Genomic DNA, 16,420 nt, shown 5'->3' on the forward strand with positions numbered 1-16,420 from the left:
TCAGAGAGGCAGGGATACCGATGGCCGAGCAAGCAGTGTGTGACACCTGCAACGCAGGTACCGAACGAGCCCGCAGCTATTGCCTGACGACCACGAAAGTAGTGTTGTCGGAGGCGTACTGGCGCGCTCAGTTCCGGATCGCGACCGACGTGGTGCGTGCCTTCGGCGGGGCCGAACGCAGTCTGGGGAACGTATTCGACGGACTGGTCCGCCAGGCCGCAGGCAGCGCCACCCCCTGGCTGATCTGTGAAGACTGCAGCGAGCATTTCGCCTTCGACCGTGTCGCGGCGCGAGAACACGCTCTGCGCCGCACCGTTCCGGAGGGTTCGGGCGCAGTCGACCCGGAAGAATGCGTTCAGTTCGCCGCAGCCGCGTGGGAGTACGTCTTCGGGCGCTGGCCGGCCAACGTGCAGCAGCCGACGGTCGGCGACAGCTGTGACTTCTGCGCGAAGAAGATCTACCGGGGCGAGTTCGTCGGCCGGATCGAGGCCGGGACGGCCGAGCGACACCTGGCGTCCGGTGTCCTGGACAGCCCGCCACTGTGCCCGCCCCGCGACGGCCAGGGCGGCTGGCTGGCCTGCTTGATCTGCCTGAACCGCGTAGTGGCCAGGGCGGAGCGCGCAGGAGGTGGTCGGTGAGATCCGACCTGGCTCGTGCCGAGAAGCTGTTCGAGCAGGGCAGGGACATGTTCCTGCGCGGTCAGTACGCCCGCGCGGCGGAGGTACTGGCCGCAGCAGCCGACCTCGTCCCGACCTCGGCCGCCTGCCAGTTCATGCTCGGCGCCAGCAGAATGAACAGTGACGACGTCGCCGGTGCGCTGTATCCACTGGCGCTGTGCGTGTACTTCGAACCCGACCACGGCAGCGGCCGGTTCGCCCTCGGCACGGCTCTGCGGCACCTCGGCCAGCCGGAGCAGGCCGCCCTCCATTTCGCGCACGCGGCATACGTCGGGAACCCGCAGGCGCCGGACATGCTGGACCGGCTCGGCCTGGCGTACTGCCCGGACTGCGGCGGCCCGGTCCGGCCGGAGGGCGAAGGCTGCGACACCTGCGCCGGCATCCCACGGTCGATCAGCGCGCCCCGGCCGCGCACATGGTCGTGGGCGCATCTGCGGGCCGATGACTACCGCTCGCGCATATCGCTGCCCTGCGAAGAGGTGGCCCAAGTCGCCCGTGGACACCTTGACCGTTACGTCGACCATGGCGGTCCCCACAACATCGACGACGCCATCACGTACCTCGAGCTTGCCGCGGCCGCCGCCCCGTACGGTGAACGCCCCCTGCGGCTCACCGAACTCGGCACCGCCTACCGCCGACGCTCCACCTGCCACGGCTTGCCCGCAGATCTCGACCACGCGATCGACTGCCATGAACAGGCGCTCGACCAGGCTGGTGCCGACGGCACCGAGGGGATGATGATCCTCTCGAACCTCGGCCTGGCCTATGGGGCCCGCAGCGAGCTCAGCGGGGTCGCAGCAGATCTGAAGCGGGCGATCGAGTTCCTGGAGAGGGCGATGGCGACCCCGGCCCAGGATCCCGGCCAACGCCTGGCCGCCATGGCGAGTGCCGGGCTGTTCTACCAGCGCCGTTTCCGGCTCGGCGGTGACCCGGCCGACCTCGACCGTTCGATCGAGCTGCAGATCCCCGTCCTTGAGGCAACCACCTCCGGCCATTCCCGCTACGCCGGGCGGATGGCCAACCTCGCGGTTTCCTACGAGGCGCGATTTGAGAAGGACGGCCGGAGGGCCGACCTGGACCGGGCTCTGGACCTGGCCGACCGGGCTGTCGCCGCGACCCCGGGCGACAGCCCGGCGCTGCCCATCCGGCTGTCCATTCGCGGCGGCGCCCGGCTGGACCGCTACCTGACCGATCGGGCGGGTGGCGAGCTCGAACGTGCGATCAAGGACCTGGGAAATGCCCTGGACAGCACGCCTGACGGCCATCCGCAGGTGGCTCCCGTGGTTGCCCAGATCGCCAGAGCGCACCTCGCCCCCGGCGCCGATGCCCTGAGACCGGACCTACGGACGCTGGAGGCGTGGGAGGCCAGGCTCAAGTCGGCGCGGGGTGCCTCCCCGAGCGACCGGGCCCTGGCCGGCCGCAACCTCGGCACCCTCGCCAACGCGTGCGGGCAGTACGGCCTGGCTGCGCGGGTGCTGGACGGCGCGGTCGGGCTGATGCCCGCCGTACCGTTGCGCGGAACGGACTGGAGCGACCGGGAACGCCGGTTCGGCGAACAGCGTGGTCTGGTCAGCCAGGCGTTTGCCGCGCACTGCGCTCTCCTGGATCCGCTCCGAGCCGTCCAGCAGTCCGAACTCGGCCGCGGCATGCAGTTGGCGACCGTACTCGACGCGCACGACGACCTCGCCGGTCTGGATCGTGAACTTCCCGCCCTGGCACGCCCGTTCCGACAGGTTCGCAAGGAGCTGGCGAGTTCACCGGCCTCCCGGTCCGTTCTCTGGGACCGGTACGAGGACCTGGTCGCGCGCATCCGGGAACATCCCGGCTTCACCCGTTTTCTGATGCCACCCCAGGTGGAGGAGCTGCGGCGGGCCGCCGCGGGCGGGACGGTCGTCCTCGTCAACTGCGGCCGGGAACGGGCCGACGCCGTCCTGGTCGGATCCGAGGGGGACATCCGGCACGTACCGCTGCCCGAGCTGTCCTCCGACGACGTCGAGGCCCGGGCCGAGTCGATGGTCGACTCCGCGCACACGGGGAGACGCGACCACGCGATGGCGGACCGGCTCGCATGGTTGTGGGACACGGTCGTACGGCCCGTGAGGGATGCCCTTCCCCCGGGCGACACCCCGCATCGCGTCTGGTGGCTTCCGATCGGGCTGCTCGGCCTGTTCCCCCTCCATGCCGCCGGGCACCCCGGACGCCCGGGCGCCCTGGACGCGTTCGTCTCCTCCTACACTCCGACGCTGCGGATTCTCGCGCATGCCCGCGACCGTCCCTCGGCGGCAGCGCGGCGGCAGCTGACCGTGGCCCTGCCGAACACGCCGGGCCTGCCGAGCCTGCCGGGCACCCTTGCCGAAGCGCTCGACCTGCACCGCCGCCACCCCGACCAGCCGGCGCTGCTCGACGAGGACGCCACCGTCGGACAGGTCGCCGCGGGATTGTCGACCGCTACCTGGGCGCATTTCGCCTGCCACGCGCTGGCCGACTACAGCGCGCCCTCGAACGGCGGGCTTTGCCTGAGCGATGGCGTGCTGACCATCCCTGAGATCAGCCGCCTGGCCCTGGCCGACACTCAGCTTGCCTACCTGTCGGCATGTTCCACCGGGTACCGGAACCTGGAGCACGTCGACGAATCGCTCAACCTCGCATCTGCCTTCCAACTGGCCGGTTTTCGGCACGTCATCGCAAGTCTGTGGCCGTTGAACGACGACTTCGGCGCGGTGGCGTCCCGCATGTTCTACGGCGAGCTCTCCGGCGCTGCCGACGACGCGTCCGGTGCTCTGCGCCGGACGATGCTCGAACTGCGCAGTCGTCACCCCGACCAGCCCGATCTGTGGGCCTCCCTGATCCACAGCGGTCCATGAGCCGGGGCGGGCGCCCGCCCTGGAGCATCCGGGCAGCCCGGGCCCTGCTCGTATCGCCGTACGGGTGTCGGCGGCGGACCTGGTCGACGCACACCGCCAGCTGATCGCCCGGGCCCATGAGCGCGGGCTGAAGGCGTACGGCGGCACGATCCTGCCGTTCAAGGACGACACGCTCGGCTTCTGCTCCCCGGCGAACGAGACCGCGCGCACCACCTTCAACCACTGGCTGCGTACCAGCGGCGAGTACGACGGTGTCATCGACTTCGACAAGGCCCTGCGCGACCCGTCCGACCCGCAGCGTCTCCAGGCCCGTTACGACAGCGGCGACCATCTCCACCCGAACGACGCGGGCGCCGAGGCGATGGCGCAGGCGGTGCCGCTGAAGATCCTGCGCTGACCAGGCCTACTGCGGCTACTGCGTCACTGCGGCCGACGACACCGACTACAGCGCGTCCGGGCCCCGCTCGCCCGTGCGGACCCGCACCACCGTTTCGACCGGCTGCATCCACACCTTGCCGTCGCCGATCCGGTCGGTGCGGGCTGCGCGGACGATCGCGTCGATGACCGCGTCCGCGTCCGGGTCGGCGACGACGACCTCGATCCGGACCTTGGGGACCAGGTCGACCCGGTACTCGGCGCCCCGGTACACCTCGGTGTGGCCGTGCTGGCGCCCGTAGCCGCTGGCCTCGGTGACGGTGAGCCCCTGCACGCCGAGTTCCCGCAGCGCGGTCTTCACCTCGTCGAGGCGGTGCGGTCTGACGACGGCGGTGATGAGCTTCATGGGGCGGAGTTCCTGTCCTTGGAGAGCGGCGTCGGCCGGGTGGGCACGGCTTGCGGAGCGCCATGACCCAGGGCGCCGTGATCGTAGGCGCTCTCCGCGTGCAGCGTCTGGTCCAGGCCGGTGAGCTCCTCGTCCGCGGAGGCACGAAGGCCCATGAACCGGTCGACGGCCTTGCCGATCCCGTACGTCATGAGGAAGGTGTAGGCCGCCACGGCCAGTACGGCGACGGCCTGCCGGGAGAGCTGGCCGAACCCGCCTCCGTACAGCAGCCCTTCCGCACCGCCGGTCATCGTGGCCGTCGCGAACAGGCCGATGAGCAGAGTGCCGACGATGCCGCCGACGAAGTGCACGCCGACGACGTCCAGCGAGTCGTCGTAACCGAAGCGGAACTTCCAGGCGACCGCGTACGAGCAGACGACGCCCGCCGTCAGTCCGACCGCGGCGCCGCCCAGGATGCCGACGGTGCCGCAGGCCGGGGTGATCGCGACCAGTCCTGCGACCGCGCCCGAGGCGGCGCCGAACGTGGTGGGGTGGCCGTCGCGCTTCTGCTCGACGAAGAGCCAGCCGAGCAGCCCGGTGCACCCGGCGACCAGGGTGTTGAGGACCGAGGCGGCCGCCAGCCCGTTGGCGCCGAGCGCGGAACCGCCGTTGAAGCCGAGCCAGCCGAACCAGAGCAGCCCGGCACCGAGCATCACCATGGGCAGGTTGTGCGGGCGCATCGCGTCCTTCCTGAACCCGATGCGCGGCCCCACGACGAGCGCGAGCGCCAGCCCGGACGCCCCGGACGCGATCTCCACGACCAGCCCGCCGGCGAAGTCGAGCGCGCCCAGCGAGTCCTTGATCCAGCCTCCCGGACCCCATACCCAGTGGGCGACGGGGGCGTAGACGAGCAGCGTCCACACCGGCACGAAGACCAGCCACGCGGCGAACTTCGTACGGTCCGCGATCGCACCGCTGATCAGTGCCGCGGTGACGATCGCGAAGGTCAGCTGGAACGTGGTGAACAGCAGGGTCGGCACGCTGCCGGTCACGGTGTCGGGCCCGATTCCGGCCATGCCGACGTGCCGCAGGTCCCCGACGAGCCCGCCGTACGCATCGTCCCCGAAGGCCAGCGAGTACCCGGCGAGCAGCCAGACGACGGTGACGAGAGCGATCGAGACGAAGCTCATCATCAGCATGTTGAGTACGTTCTTCGTACGGACCATGCCGCCGTAGAAGAGTGCGAGCCCGGGTGTCATCAGCAGAACGAGTGCGGTGGCGGCGAGCAGCCAGGCGGTGTCACCTGTGTCGATGCCGGCCGCGGCCACGGTCACGGGGGTCACGGGGGAGTCCTCCTCGGGGCGCGTGCGGTGCGGGCGTCTGAGAGCGTGACCGGTGCGCGTTTCGTAACTGGGACCCAGGTGTTTCCGGCGCATTTCATTGCGCGGAGGTTGCCGAAGTCTCACCGGTGGGGGAGGGATGTGAAGGACCGGTGAGCGCACCACTTCCGTCTGCTACCTTGCTTTGCATGGAACCCGGTAAGGCAAGTGGTCAGGCGGACGGCCCGGCCACGGGCAGGATCGAAAGCCAGCTGCTCAAAGGGGTGTTGGAGTACTGCGTGCTCGCGCTGATGCGTGACGAGCCGAAGTACGGGGTCCAGCTGCTGCGCGAACTGGAGGCGACGGGCGCTCTGGCGACCGGCCAGGGCACGGTCTATCCCCTGCTGTCACGGCTGCGGCGGGAGGAGCTCGTCGTCACCACCTGGCAGGAGTCGACGTCCGGGCCGCCGCGGCGCTACTACGCGCTCTCGGAGGCCGGTCATGCCGCGCTCGCCCGGTTCGCCGCAGTCTGGCCGGGATTCCGGCACGCCGTCGACGACCTCGTCATGCCGGGCCAGGAGCCCGGTGCGCATAGGGAAGGGCACCACCTTGAAGACCGATGAAACGCTGACGCGCGAGTATCTGGCGGCAGTCGAACGCGAGACGTCGACGCTGCCGGCCGCGGCCCGTCAGGAGCTCATCGCCGACCTCGGCGAACACATAGAGGTCGCACTCGCCGAACGGCCCGGCAGCGTGCACGAGATCCTGCGGGAGGTCGGCGACCCGCGCGTCATCGCCGCGACGGCACTCCAGGAGCTCGGCGGGACCGCGGACGGGCCGGCCCGCAAGCCCGGCCGCCGCCGCTCCCCGGCCTGGCTGCCGCTGGTGCTTCTGGTGCTGGGCGACGTGCTGCCGTACCTCGGGGGGATCGCCCTCACCTGGATCAGCTTCGCGGCCAGGGTCGCCGCCGTCGTGATCGTGTGCCGGGCGCGCCACTGGACGGTGGCCCAGAAGTGGACCGGCCTGACCCTGAGTGTCATCGTCCCGGTCGTCGCGCACATCGCCTGGTACTTCTCCCCCGTTCCCCACCACGGCAGCGCGGCGGGACCGGTGGCGCGCTGGGCGCTCGTCGTCCTGGTGTTGATCCTGACGCTGGTGGGCACCGGGTGGCTGTGGCGCAACAGGCGCCGCTCGTAGTCGCGTCGCCACGCGAAGCCGGGTTGTCGCAGCCTCGTTCCCGACTGTCCGTCAGGGGCGGGGTGATCAGCCGGGCGCGGGGCCTGCGGGCTGCTGCGCCGGCCCGGCACCGTACGGCGAGACGGGACGCTCGAACAGCGACTCCAGCACGACAGTGGCCCGGGTCCCGTTGACGCCGTCGATCGCGTGGATCCGGCGCAGTACGTCCTGCAGTTGCTCGGTGGTGGCGGTCCTGACCTTCACCAGCACCGAGGCGTTGCCGGCGATGATGTGGGCTTCGACGATCTCGGGGAGCGCCGCGAACTCCTCCGCCGTGTCGCCCATCCAGCGGGTCGAGTCCACGGTCACATAGGCCAGTACGCCGAATCCCAGCGCCGCCGGGTCGACCTCGGTCGCGGTCCGGCGGATCGCGCCGCGCTCCCGCAGCTTGCGGACCCGTTCGTGTGCCGCACCGGTGGAAAGACCCACCGCCTGCCCCAGTGCCGCATAGGACTGTGTCGCGTCCTGCTGGAGCTGCTCCAGCAGTGCCCGGTCGATGTGATCCACGACTCTCCATTCGGCAGGTACTTGAAGTGACCATATCTCATCCGGCAATCTGCGATCGGAGCCGAAAGGTATTCGGCTCCTGTCGGAAGGGATGGATATCCATGAGCACCGAGCGGACTGAGCTGTACGAGGTCCTCGACGACCGGTTCCGTACCGGGCGGTGCATGAACGGCGACGACGGCCTCGAAGTCCTGTACACCGGCTGCCGTTGGGCCGAGGGGCCGGTCTACGTGCCCGCCTGGCGGCAGCTGGTCTGGAGCGACATCCCGAACGACCGGCTGCTGCGCTGGGACGAGGAGACCGGCGCGGTCAGCGTCTTCCGGCGCTCCGCGGGCCACCCCAACGGCAACACGCTCGACCGCGAGGCCCGGCTCATCAGCTGCGAGCAGGGCAACCGGCGCGTGACCCGGACCGAGCACGACGGCACGCTGACGGTGCTGGCCGCCCACTGGCAGGGCAAGCGGCTGAACAGTCCCAACGACGCGACGGTGAAGTCCGACGGCTCGATCTGGTTCTCCGACCCGGACTTCGGCATCACCAGCGACTACGAGGGCTACCGCGCCGAGAGCGAGATCGGCTCCAACAACGTGTACCGCATCGACCCGTCCACCGGCGAAGTGCGCCTGGTCGCCGACGGTTTCGGCGCACCGAACGGGCTCGTCTTCTCCGCCGACGAGCAGCAGCTGTACGTCTCCGACACCCGGGCGGGCTTCATCCGTGTCTTCGACGTACGGGAAGACGGCACCCTGTCGGACGGTGAGGTCTTCGCGGCCGCCGGGGCGCGCGAGGCGGCCCGCTTCGACAACCTCCGCTTCGACGACGGCGGACGGCTCTGGGCCGCCGCCATGAACGACGGAGTTCACTGCTACGACCCCGACGGCACCCTGATCGGCCGGCTCGACGTCCCGGAGGCGGTGGCGAACATCTCCTGGGGCGGGGTGAAGCGCAACCGTCTCTTCATCACCGCGGAGACCAGCCTCTACTCGGTCGTCATGGGGGTGACGGGAACCCACCCGACCGGTCCGGGCCGCAGGCCGTGGCTGGACGGGCGCGCCTGAACGCGCGGGGTACGGCCCTCCGGGTGCCGCGACGCACCCCACGGATCCGTACCCCAGCAGGGTGAGGTAGCGAACGCCGAAGGTGCGCATACTCGGTCACATGAAGAAGCACGGGCAACTCGCCGACTTCCTCCAGGCGCGCAGGGGCCAACTGCGGCCCGAGGAAGTCGGGCTGAAGACGTACGGTGAGCGGCGCCGGGTGCCGGGGCTGCGGCGGGAGGAGCTCGCGATGCTCGCCGGGATCAGCGCCCCCTACTACACCCGCCTGGAACAGGGGCAGTCGCACAACGCCTCCCCCCAGGTGCTCGACGCCCTCGCCGGTGCGCTGCGGCTGGACGAGCCGGAACGAGCCCACCTGCACGCCCTGGCCCGCGCACCGAGAGGAGGCAGACCCGCCGGCCGGCCGAGGCCCGAGCGGATCTCCGAGGCCACCCGGGCCCTGCTGGCCGCCATCGACGGCACACCCGCCATCGTGCTGGGCCGCCGCAGCGACGTCCTGGCCTGGAACCGCCAAGGACACGCACTGTTCGCGGGCCATCTCGATCCGGGCGGTCCCGACGACCCGGGCCAACGGCCCAACATGGCCAGGCTGGTGTTCCTCGACGCACACACCCGCGACCTCTACACCGACTGGACCGCCAAGGCCGGGGCCGTGGTGGGCAGCCTGCGCCTGACGGCCGGCCGGTACCCGGACGATCCGCAGCTGGCCGGGCTGATCGGTGAACTGACCATGCAAAGCCGGGAGTTCGCCACGATGTGGGCGGACCACCGGATCCTGGCCTGCGACACCGCCGACTACCAGATGCGCCACCCGCTGGTCGGCACGCTGACCGTCACCCAGCAGACGCTGCAGAGTCCACAGGGCGACGGTCCGGTCCTTGTGGTGGCCACGGCCACCCCCGGCTCGCCCTCCGCGACCGCGCTGACCCTGCTCGCCCACGCCGTCGCACCGCAGGAAGCGGCCCGGCCCCGGCGCGAGGCGCACCCCCGCACCACCGGCTGACCCGGGCCCCCCCCCCGACTGCCGAAGCGCGGCCGCCGCGCACCGCTCGCCCCACTCCCGCGCCCACCGGCCGGCAGCACAACCGCCCCCGGGACGCGCCCCCATGACCCAGGCACCGCACCGCACCGTGGCTGCCGCATGCCCGAAACCGGAGAAGGAACCATGTCCAAGCGAACCCTCATGACCACCCTGTCGGCCGTCCTCGTGGCCGCCGCAGCCCTCACCGCGGCCGCACCGGCCGACGCGACGGGGAGCGGCAGGCCGCTGACCGATGTCCGGATCGCCGGTCACTTCGACCTGTTCGCAGGCCAGATGCCGGAGAACGTCGCGCTGCTGCCCGACGGAACGGCGTACGTCACCTTCGCCAAGGCCCGTCAGGTCGCGCGCATCACCCCCCGCGGCGCGACCCGCATCCTGGCCACGCTGCCCGCACCCGCCGACGACGGAGTCCACACGCCCGTCCTCGGTTTCGCGCTGACCACCGGCATCGTCCGCAGCGCGGACGGCACCGTGTACGTGCTGTACGCCACCGGCACATCCGACCTGACGGGCCTGTGGCGGATCCGCCCCGGGCAGGACCCGCAGCGCATCGCCGCACTCCCCGCGGACGGCCTGCCCAACGGACTCGCCCTGGACGAGCGCGCCAAGCGGCTCTACATCACCGACTCGGTCCTCGGCACCGTGTGGACCGTCCCCACCGCCGGCGGCACCCCCACCGCCTGGTCCACCGCGCCCGAACTCGCCTCGACCGGCTTCCTCGGAGCCAACGGCGCGAAGGTGCACAACGGCGCGCTGTGGGTGAGCAACCTCGACCGGGGCACTCTCCTGCGCATCCCCGTCCTCCCCGGCAACCGCGCAGGCACACCGCAGACCCGGGCATCCGGCCTCGTCGGCATCGACGACTTCGCCTTCACCGGTCACGGCAACCAGGTGCTCGCCGCACTCAACGGCCCCAACGAGGTCGTGCGCATCCGGCCCGACGGCACCAGCACCACCCTTCTCGACGCCACCGACGGTCTCCAGGGCCCCACCTCCGTCGCCCTGCGCCACGACAACGTGTACGTCCTCAGCGCCGCCTACACCACGGACACCGACCCCAACCTGCTGCGCGCCCGCCTCAACGGCCGCCGGTGACCCCCCGCCGCTGTGAGCGTCGTGGAACGAGACGCTCACAGCGGCGGCATGTGGCTTTCCTCACAGTGAAAGCTTCGGCAGGGAAAGCAACTGCGCCCTTTCGTCTCGTGTGTCCGGCCCGGTGTTCCGGTGCCGGCCGGAGCCGGTGAAGAAGGTGTGAGGGCCAACTGCCGTCCCGGCCATACGATCGCCTCAAGTCGCATCTGCGTGTCCCATTCCGCAGTGACTCTTCTTCTCGCTTTCGGACCCCGGAGGGCTCTTGTGAAGATTCGCCGGATTCTTGCCACAGCTGTTGCCGCCGCAGTGACCACGCCTGCTCTCCTGCTGTCGGTCACCCCCGCGTTCGCCGACGGCGAACCGGCGGAGCAGACCCAGCACAAGCCCTCCGTCGCGGAGTTGGAAAAGGCCGCCGCCGCGGCGAAGACGGCGTACGACGACGCCGTAGCGGCCGAGGCCGCCACCCTCGCGTCTCTGAAGGTGGTCATGTCCGACACCACTCCTCTGGCCTTGGCGGCGAAGGCCGCCGAGACCGCGGCGACCGACGCCGGCACCGCGAAGACCGAGGCCGACCGGGCGGCCGCCGACGCCAAGGCGGCGGTCGACGGTCTCCCGGCGACGGCAACGGATGCGGAGAGGACCGCCGCGGCGACCACGCTCGCCAAGGCGGAAGCCGCAGCCGTCGCCGCCGGCGAGGCCAAGACCGCCGCTGATGCCAAGGCGGTGGAGGCCGACGACGCGCGTGACGACGAGCGGGTCGGCGCGGCCCGGGACCTGTCCCTGGCACGGGCGGTCACCAAGGAGGCGCTCGCCGCCAAGACCGCCGCCGACGAGGCGCTGGCCGAGGCGAAGGAGCTCCACGGAGGCGACTACTTCGACACCTGCGTCTCAGAGACCGAGCTCACCGCGGTCATCAGAGGTCTGCCGTCGACGGTCGTCGCCGGCAAGAGGGTCGACTTCACGTTCCGGGTGACCAACGGCACCGACAAGGCGATGGATCGGTTGTTTCCGTCCGTCTACATCCGCGCGACCTCCCGGAGCGGACACAAACCCCTCGACCACCTCGTGCACCTGCAGCGGTGGTCCCCCGCCGCCTCGAAGTGGAAGAACGTCGACGTCGAGCACTACATGGAGAAGATCAGCCCGCTGAAGGCCGGCGCTCACGTCGACGTCAAGATGCGCTTCACGATCGACGCGTCGGCCCCCGCGGGCAACGGCGTCCCCCTCGTCTCCGGCAGCTACTGGAACGTCGACGGCACCTGTGGCACGACCGCCAACAACCAGGGGCCCGGTTTCGTGATCGCCACTGCGGGAAGCAAGCCGGGCCACACGAAGCCCGGCCACACCAAGCCCGGCACGACCGGGCCGGACACCTCGGACCTCACGCCGCAGAGCGGTTCGTCGGCCGGTCCCGTGAACGGCAGCCTCGCCGCCACGGGCTCGTCCTCCGCGACGCCGCAGTTCGCCCTCGCGGGCGGCGCGGCCGTGGCGATCGGCGCGGGCGCGATGTTCGCCGTACGCCGTCGCAAGGCCGGCTCCCGCGTCTGACGCATGGGCCGGGATGCCGAACGGGCATCCCGGCTTCAGGGCGCAGGGTCCTGCTTGGTGCCGCGCCGCAGTGCGCGGCCGCACCACCGGATGACCGCGGCGTTGGCCAGGGCGCCGAGGGCGACAGCGGCGACGATCACCACGGAACCCCCCGGCAGCATCAGCAGGACCAGACTGGCCGGGGCCGTCGCGAGCAGCGGTATCACTCCCGCCATGGATTCGCCGGATTCGTCACCGGCGGACACCACGAACGCCCAGACGAGCAGGGCGGCGCAGACCACGAGGTAGACGAGGGCGATGACGTCGCCGGCGGCGAGGCGCGGGCGACGGGCGGGGGGCCGGTCGGAAGAAGCGGGCATGGCGGTGGACTCCTCGGTCGTCCGGGTCACCTCCGGAGGTGACCCGGAAGTGATCCGCAGTGGCTGGCTATCGGTGGTGGCCGGGCGGGTTCGGGCGGGCGAGGCCGAGGTCGTACGCGAGAATCGTCGCCTGTACCCGGTCCCGCAGCCCGAGCTTGCGCAGCAGCGCGTTCACATGGGATTTCACCGTGCCGACGGTGATACCGAGCCGGTCGGCGATCTCCGCGTTGGTGAGTCCGGACGCGACCAGGGCCAGAACGTCGCGTTCGCGGCCGGTCAGGCTGTCCAGCTCGGTCACGGCACTTCCGGCACCGGGCCCGATGTCCGCCGCGGAGGCGTAGTGGCCGATGAGCCGGCGGGTCGCGGACGGTGAGAGCACGCTCTCACCGGCGGCCACCACCCGGATACCGTCCAGCAGTTCGCCGGCGTGCACGTCCTTCAGCAGGAAACCGGACGCCCCGGAGCGCAGGGCGTCGAAGACGTACGCGTCGAGGTCGAAGGTGGTCAGCACCAGGACACGGGGCGCGTCCGGGTGGGCGGTGATGATGCGGGTGGCGGCGATCCCGTCCAGCTCCGGCATCCGGACGTCCATGACGACCACGTCGGGTACGAGTTCCTGGGCGAGCCGCACCGCTTCGGCACCGTCGGCCGCCTCGCCGACGACCGTCATGTCCTCCTCGGCGTCGATCACGGCGGCGAACCCCGCCCGTACGATGCCCTGGTCGTCGGCGACCAGCACGCTGATGCTCATGGCGTCCTCTGCTCCCCGTCGCCCTGCTCGGCGACGGCCGGTGGTGTGTCCGTGGCGGCCCGGACCGTCGGGCTCGGAGCGAAAGGCAGCCGGAGGCCGACCGTGCCTGCCGGCCGGGTGGTCACGGTGCCGTCGAGGGCCGCGACCCGTGCAGCCAGCCGTTCCTGCACGGCGGAGTGGGCGGCACGCGACACCCCTGTGGCGGTGAGGACCAACGTACCGTCGAGGGCGTCGATTTCGATCACGGCCGGCTCCTCGCCGCCTGCGGCCAGTACCGTCTCGGCGGCGTAGTAGGCGGCCAGGTCCACAGCGGTGGGCAGGCGTTCCGGCACGCGGTCGGTCAGCCGTATCTCCACCTCGCGGCCGGTGGCCCGGCACTGGCGGGCGAGCAGATCGAGAGCCTGGAGCGTGGGCTGCGGCCGCAGTTGCTGTCCGGACTCGTCCTCGCGGGCCGTGTCGAGCAGGGCGCGCATCGCGGCCAGGGCCTCACGGGCGCGTTCCGCCGTCGCCTCGAGCCGGCCCGCCTGCGCCTCCACCACCATGTCGGCGGTGCGCGCCAGGACGGTGGTCTCAAGACCGGCGGCGATCCGGCGGCGCTCGCCCCACGCGTCCCGGACGGCCTCTCCGGTCCAGCCCGCCAGCCGTTCCTCCCGCGCGCGGCGGGCGGCCCGGTCCCGCCGCCCGCGCAGGGTTCCGGCCCACCGGGCCGCGCAGACGGCCGACGTCACCCCGGCCGCGGACAGTGCGGCGACCGCCCAGAGGGGAAGCACCGTGCCCCGTTGCAGGACGACGGCGGTCGCGGCCACCACGTGCACGGTCACGGCCACGACCGGCAGGAGAGGGCGGAGGCGGCCGCCGGGGGTGCCGGCCGCCGCCCCCGCGAGCGCCACGCAGGTGGCGAGCAGGCTCAACGCCGGAGGGAGGACGACCGGTCCTGAGTAGTCACCCGTGGCCGTCGCCACCGGCCAGAGCAGGGCCAGAGCGCACAGGACACCCTGGGCGGTACGCGGCGCCCGGCGCAGCCACAGGAGCGTGACCGCCTGGGCCGCGGCCAGCAACGCGAAGAACACACCGGCGGACACCTGCGCACCGGCCGACGCGGTCTCGGCCCTGATGACGAGCGCCGGCAGCAGGGGTTGCACGATCAGGCCGACGGCAGCCGTCACCTGCGCCGCCCGGTAGCTTCGCGGCACGGACGGGTCGGCGGTGGCGGTGGCCCGTCCGGGCAGCGCCGCGCGCACCTCCCAGCCGCCCTCCGCGGTCGGTCCGGTGGTCAGGGTGCCGCCCGCCTCCCGCGCCCGGGACCGCAGGAGGCCCTGGCCGCGTCCCCCGCCGAGGCCCGCGCCGTGCGCCACCGTGCCGGGCAGGGGTGCCCCGCTGGTGACCACGACATCCGTACGGGCGTCGCCGTACAGGCACAGCACCGTGGTGTGTGCGCCGGGGGCGTACCGTGCCACGTTGGTCAGCGCCTCGCGCACGATGCCGTACGCCGCGTCCGCGATGCTGCCGTCCGGCAGAGCGTCGATCTCGCAGTCCACCTGCTGCCCCAGCCGGCGGACCCCCGCGACCAGGTCCAGCAGCCGCTCCCGCGGCGAGGGCTGCTGCGTACGCGACGGTGCGGGTGCCCGTACCGAGCCGAGCGCCCGGGTGACCTCGTGGCCGGTCTCCACCGCGAACCGGGCTGCCTCGGCGGCGAGTTCGGGACGGCGGTCGCGCAGTCCGACCGCCGCGCCCACCGTGACCACCACGGCCGTCAGGTGGTGGGCGCTGACATCGTGCAACTCCCTTTCCATGCGCTGCCGTTCGGCTGCGGGGAGCCGGTGCCGTTCGGCCTCGGCCCGCTTCAGCCGCTGCTCGGCCGCCCGCCGCGCACGGCGGTTCCGGCGTACCAGCAGGCCGCCACCGCAGGCGGCCGCGTACAACAGGGCGGTGAGGACCAGGTCGAGTCCGTCGCCTTCGCGCAGTCCGTGCAGGCTCAGTCCCTGGAACAACTGCCAGATGGCGAGCGCCACTACGCACAGCACGGCGGTGAAGGTGTCGCGCTCGACCGCCACCGTGAACAGGGCCAGCGCGACGCCCGCGGTCCCGAGCACCGCCATCGCCCCGGCGGGCAGCGGACCGGCACCCAGCGCGCAGGCGGCAGCGGTCAGGACGAGCGTGGCCACCGGACGCTCGCGGCGCAGGGCGAGCGCGGCCGTCACCGGTCCGGCGACCAGGGCCGCCACGAGGAGGTCGGACGAGGACGGAAGGTCCCCGCGCAGCAGCGCACCCCCCGGCCACACCAGGGCCTGGACGCAGATCAGCAGTACCGGGATCAGCCGGTCGTCGGTTCGTTTCATGACAGGTAAAGGCTAGGGCCGCACTCCGACGGACCGGCTCCGGCTGAAGGCGGATTCCGGTCTCTTACCTGAGGTGCAGACGAGGGCCGAGGACGACTCCGGGGGCGGTCCTCTACCTCTGGTTGGACGGGGCAGTCATCCCGGCGCCCGAGGCCCGCGCCACGCTCCGGCCCCTAGTCTCGATCACGTCGGGAAAGCGGCCCGCCGACGGATCCGCCTAGGAATCCGCAGTAGGCCCCTCACCCTCTCCACCAGCGGTTGTTCCACGCGTTGTGCTGCATCGCGTCCGACCACGGCCCGCGGGCACCGAGCCCGCTCCTCATCCACGATCCAGGGGGATCTCCCATGTCCAAGCGCGCTCTCGTCCCGTCCCTCATCGGTGCCGTCGCCATCGGCTCCGTGGCCGTCGGCAGCTTCGCCATGGCCGACACGGTCGACCGGAAGCCCGTCCTGAAGGACGGCTCGGTCCGCTACACCGCCCCGACCGACACCGTCGCGGGCACGTTCACCTTCACCGCGAAGGTCAGTGACGACTCGGGCATCCGAGGCCTGAAGGTCATCGCTTGGCCCGCGAGTTCGAAGCTCGACCCCACGGAGGCGGAGCTCCGAGAGGTGGACGACGCCACCTGCCGGAGCCTTTCGGACGAGACCTCCCGGTGCACCTACCGGCTGACGGTGACGAAGAAGGAGGCCGCCGAGCTGGACCGGGGAACCTGGTACATCTCGGCCCTGGCGACGGCCGAGGACGGGGACACGCTGTTCCTGCCCCACGCCGCCTCCGTCGACATCACCCGCTGACCCGCCACCGCCACCGTCACCGCCACTGGCGTCGGCGTTGCCTGCTGACCAGTCATCGCCGTCGGCGTCG

Annotated in this window: 16 protein-coding genes; 10 read left to right on the forward strand and 6 right to left on the reverse strand. The window is 71.7% G+C overall.

Going from position 1 to position 16,420, the window contains the following annotated elements:
* Positions 1–104: 104 nt before the first annotated feature.
* From ACIOEW_RS15700 to ACIOEW_RS15710, 3 genes are read left to right on the forward strand one after another with little or no spacing between them, the layout of a single operon-like run.
* Positions 105–638: a hypothetical protein gene (locus ACIOEW_RS15700; RefSeq protein WP_362539562.1), complete on the forward strand. Its 534-nt coding sequence runs from the start codon at positions 105–107 to the stop codon at positions 636–638.
* Positions 635–3,541 (forward strand): CHAT domain-containing protein, encoded by a 2,907-nt coding sequence (locus tag ACIOEW_RS15705; protein ID WP_401964282.1) that lies wholly within the window; start codon positions 635–637, stop codon positions 3,539–3,541. The genes ACIOEW_RS15700 and ACIOEW_RS15705 overlap by 4 nt, the downstream gene beginning before the upstream one ends.
* A 19-nt stretch (positions 3,542–3,560) precedes the next feature.
* Positions 3,561–3,938, forward strand: a complete 378-nt coding sequence (locus ACIOEW_RS15710) for a GDSL-type esterase/lipase family protein (protein ID WP_401964459.1) — start codon at positions 3,561–3,563, stop codon at positions 3,936–3,938.
* Positions 3,939–3,983: 45 nt separating this feature from the next.
* Here ACIOEW_RS15710 and ACIOEW_RS15715 read toward each other — a convergent pair whose 3' ends face one another.
* Together ACIOEW_RS15715 and ACIOEW_RS15720 are read right to left on the reverse strand one after the other, a co-directional pair.
* The gene (locus tag ACIOEW_RS15715) at positions 3,984–4,322 is read right to left on the reverse strand and encodes a P-II family nitrogen regulator (RefSeq protein ID WP_401964283.1); all 339 of its coding nucleotides are present in this window, start codon (positions 4,320–4,322) and stop codon (positions 3,984–3,986) included.
* Positions 4,319–5,644, reverse strand: a complete 1,326-nt coding sequence (locus ACIOEW_RS15720) for an ammonium transporter (protein ID WP_401964284.1) — start codon at positions 5,642–5,644, stop codon at positions 4,319–4,321. Before ACIOEW_RS15720 ends, ACIOEW_RS15715 begins: the two co-directional genes overlap by 4 nt.
* 185 nt (positions 5,645–5,829) lie before the next feature.
* On the opposite strand from ACIOEW_RS15720, the gene ACIOEW_RS15725 reads away from it, so the two are divergent.
* Positions 5,830–6,243 carry a PadR family transcriptional regulator gene (locus ACIOEW_RS15725; protein ID WP_401964285.1) on the forward strand — a complete coding sequence of 138 codons (414 nt, stop codon included), beginning with the start codon at positions 5,830–5,832 and terminating at the stop codon, positions 6,241–6,243.
* Positions 6,230–6,817: an HAAS signaling domain-containing protein gene (locus ACIOEW_RS15730; RefSeq protein WP_401964286.1), complete on the forward strand. Its 588-nt coding sequence runs from the start codon at positions 6,230–6,232 to the stop codon at positions 6,815–6,817. Before ACIOEW_RS15725 ends, ACIOEW_RS15730 begins: the two co-directional genes overlap by 14 nt.
* A 66-nt stretch (positions 6,818–6,883) precedes the next feature.
* Here the strand turns inward: ACIOEW_RS15730 and ACIOEW_RS15735 are convergent, their stop codons facing one another.
* The gene (locus ACIOEW_RS15735) at positions 6,884–7,363 is read right to left on the reverse strand and encodes an Lrp/AsnC family transcriptional regulator (RefSeq protein ID WP_362539544.1); all 480 of its coding nucleotides are present in this window, start codon (positions 7,361–7,363) and stop codon (positions 6,884–6,886) included.
* Positions 7,364–7,464: 101 nt separating this feature from the next.
* Here ACIOEW_RS15735 and ACIOEW_RS15740 point away from each other — a divergent pair, with 101 nt between their 5' ends.
* From ACIOEW_RS15740 to ACIOEW_RS15755, 4 genes are all read left to right on the forward strand, one after another.
* A complete protein-coding gene (locus ACIOEW_RS15740) occupies positions 7,465–8,421 on the forward strand; it encodes an SMP-30/gluconolactonase/LRE family protein (protein WP_401964287.1) in 957 nt (318 codons plus the stop codon).
* 100 nt (positions 8,422–8,521) lie between these two features.
* Positions 8,522–9,424: a helix-turn-helix domain-containing protein gene (locus ACIOEW_RS15745; protein WP_401964288.1), complete on the forward strand. Its 903-nt coding sequence runs from the start codon at positions 8,522–8,524 to the stop codon at positions 9,422–9,424.
* 162 nt (positions 9,425–9,586) lie between these two features.
* Positions 9,587–10,558: a hypothetical protein gene (locus ACIOEW_RS15750; protein ID WP_401964289.1), complete on the forward strand. Its 972-nt coding sequence runs from the start codon at positions 9,587–9,589 to the stop codon at positions 10,556–10,558.
* A gap of 303 nt (positions 10,559–10,861) precedes the next feature.
* A complete protein-coding gene (locus ACIOEW_RS15755; protein ID WP_401964290.1) occupies positions 10,862–12,103 on the forward strand; it encodes an LAETG motif-containing sortase-dependent surface protein in 1,242 nt (413 codons plus the stop codon).
* A 35-nt stretch (positions 12,104–12,138) separates the two neighbouring features.
* Here the strand turns inward: ACIOEW_RS15755 and ACIOEW_RS15760 are convergent, their stop codons facing one another.
* The 3 genes from ACIOEW_RS15760 to ACIOEW_RS15770 form a co-directional block, all read right to left on the reverse strand.
* Positions 12,139–12,462 (reverse strand): SCO4225 family membrane protein, encoded by a 324-nt coding sequence (locus tag ACIOEW_RS15760; protein ID WP_401964291.1) that lies wholly within the window; start codon positions 12,460–12,462, stop codon positions 12,139–12,141.
* Between the two features lie 67 nt (positions 12,463–12,529).
* Positions 12,530–13,213, reverse strand: coding sequence for a response regulator (locus tag ACIOEW_RS15765; RefSeq protein ID WP_401964292.1), 684 nt, complete (start codon positions 13,211–13,213; stop codon positions 12,530–12,532).
* Entirely contained in the window at positions 13,210–15,552 is a 2,343-nt protein-coding gene (locus ACIOEW_RS15770; protein ID WP_401964293.1) for a sensor histidine kinase, read from the reverse strand. The genes ACIOEW_RS15765 and ACIOEW_RS15770 overlap by 4 nt, the downstream gene beginning before the upstream one ends.
* A 345-nt stretch (positions 15,553–15,897) precedes the next feature.
* Here ACIOEW_RS15770 and ACIOEW_RS15775 point away from each other — a divergent pair, with 345 nt between their 5' ends.
* Positions 15,898–16,350 (forward strand): DUF5707 domain-containing protein, encoded by a 453-nt coding sequence (locus ACIOEW_RS15775; protein ID WP_401964294.1) that lies wholly within the window; start codon positions 15,898–15,900, stop codon positions 16,348–16,350.
* Positions 16,351–16,420 lie beyond the last annotated feature (70 nt).

Origin of the sequence: Streptomyces sp. NPDC087901 (assembly GCF_044742205.1) — a bacterium.
Classification (GTDB): Bacteria; Actinomycetota; Actinomycetes; order Streptomycetales; family Streptomycetaceae; genus Streptomyces.

What these genes read in the sequence shown, in the direction of transcription:
- ACIOEW_RS15745 (WP_401964288.1), top strand. Translation starts at nt 8,522, where the DNA reads ATGAAGAAGCACGGGCAACTCGCCGACTTCCTCCAGGCGCGCAGGGGC.
- ACIOEW_RS15765 (WP_401964292.1), bottom strand. Translation starts at nt 13,213, where the DNA reads ATGAGCATCAGCGTGCTGGTCGCCGACGACCAGGGCATCGTACGGGCG.
- ACIOEW_RS15725 (WP_401964285.1), top strand. Translation starts at nt 5,830, where the DNA reads ATGGAACCCGGTAAGGCAAGTGGTCAGGCGGACGGCCCGGCCACGGGC.
- ACIOEW_RS15715 (WP_401964283.1), bottom strand. Translation starts at nt 4,322, where the DNA reads ATGAAGCTCATCACCGCCGTCGTCAGACCGCACCGCCTCGACGAGGTG.
- ACIOEW_RS15760 (WP_401964291.1), bottom strand. Translation starts at nt 12,462, where the DNA reads ATGCCCGCTTCTTCCGACCGGCCCCCCGCCCGTCGCCCGCGCCTCGCC.
- ACIOEW_RS15750 (WP_401964289.1), top strand. Translation starts at nt 9,587, where the DNA reads ATGTCCAAGCGAACCCTCATGACCACCCTGTCGGCCGTCCTCGTGGCC.
- ACIOEW_RS15740 (WP_401964287.1), top strand. Translation starts at nt 7,465, where the DNA reads ATGAGCACCGAGCGGACTGAGCTGTACGAGGTCCTCGACGACCGGTTC.
- ACIOEW_RS15770 (WP_401964293.1), bottom strand. Translation starts at nt 15,552, where the DNA reads ATGAAACGAACCGACGACCGGCTGATCCCGGTACTGCTGATCTGCGTC.
- ACIOEW_RS15775 (WP_401964294.1), top strand. Translation starts at nt 15,898, where the DNA reads ATGTCCAAGCGCGCTCTCGTCCCGTCCCTCATCGGTGCCGTCGCCATC.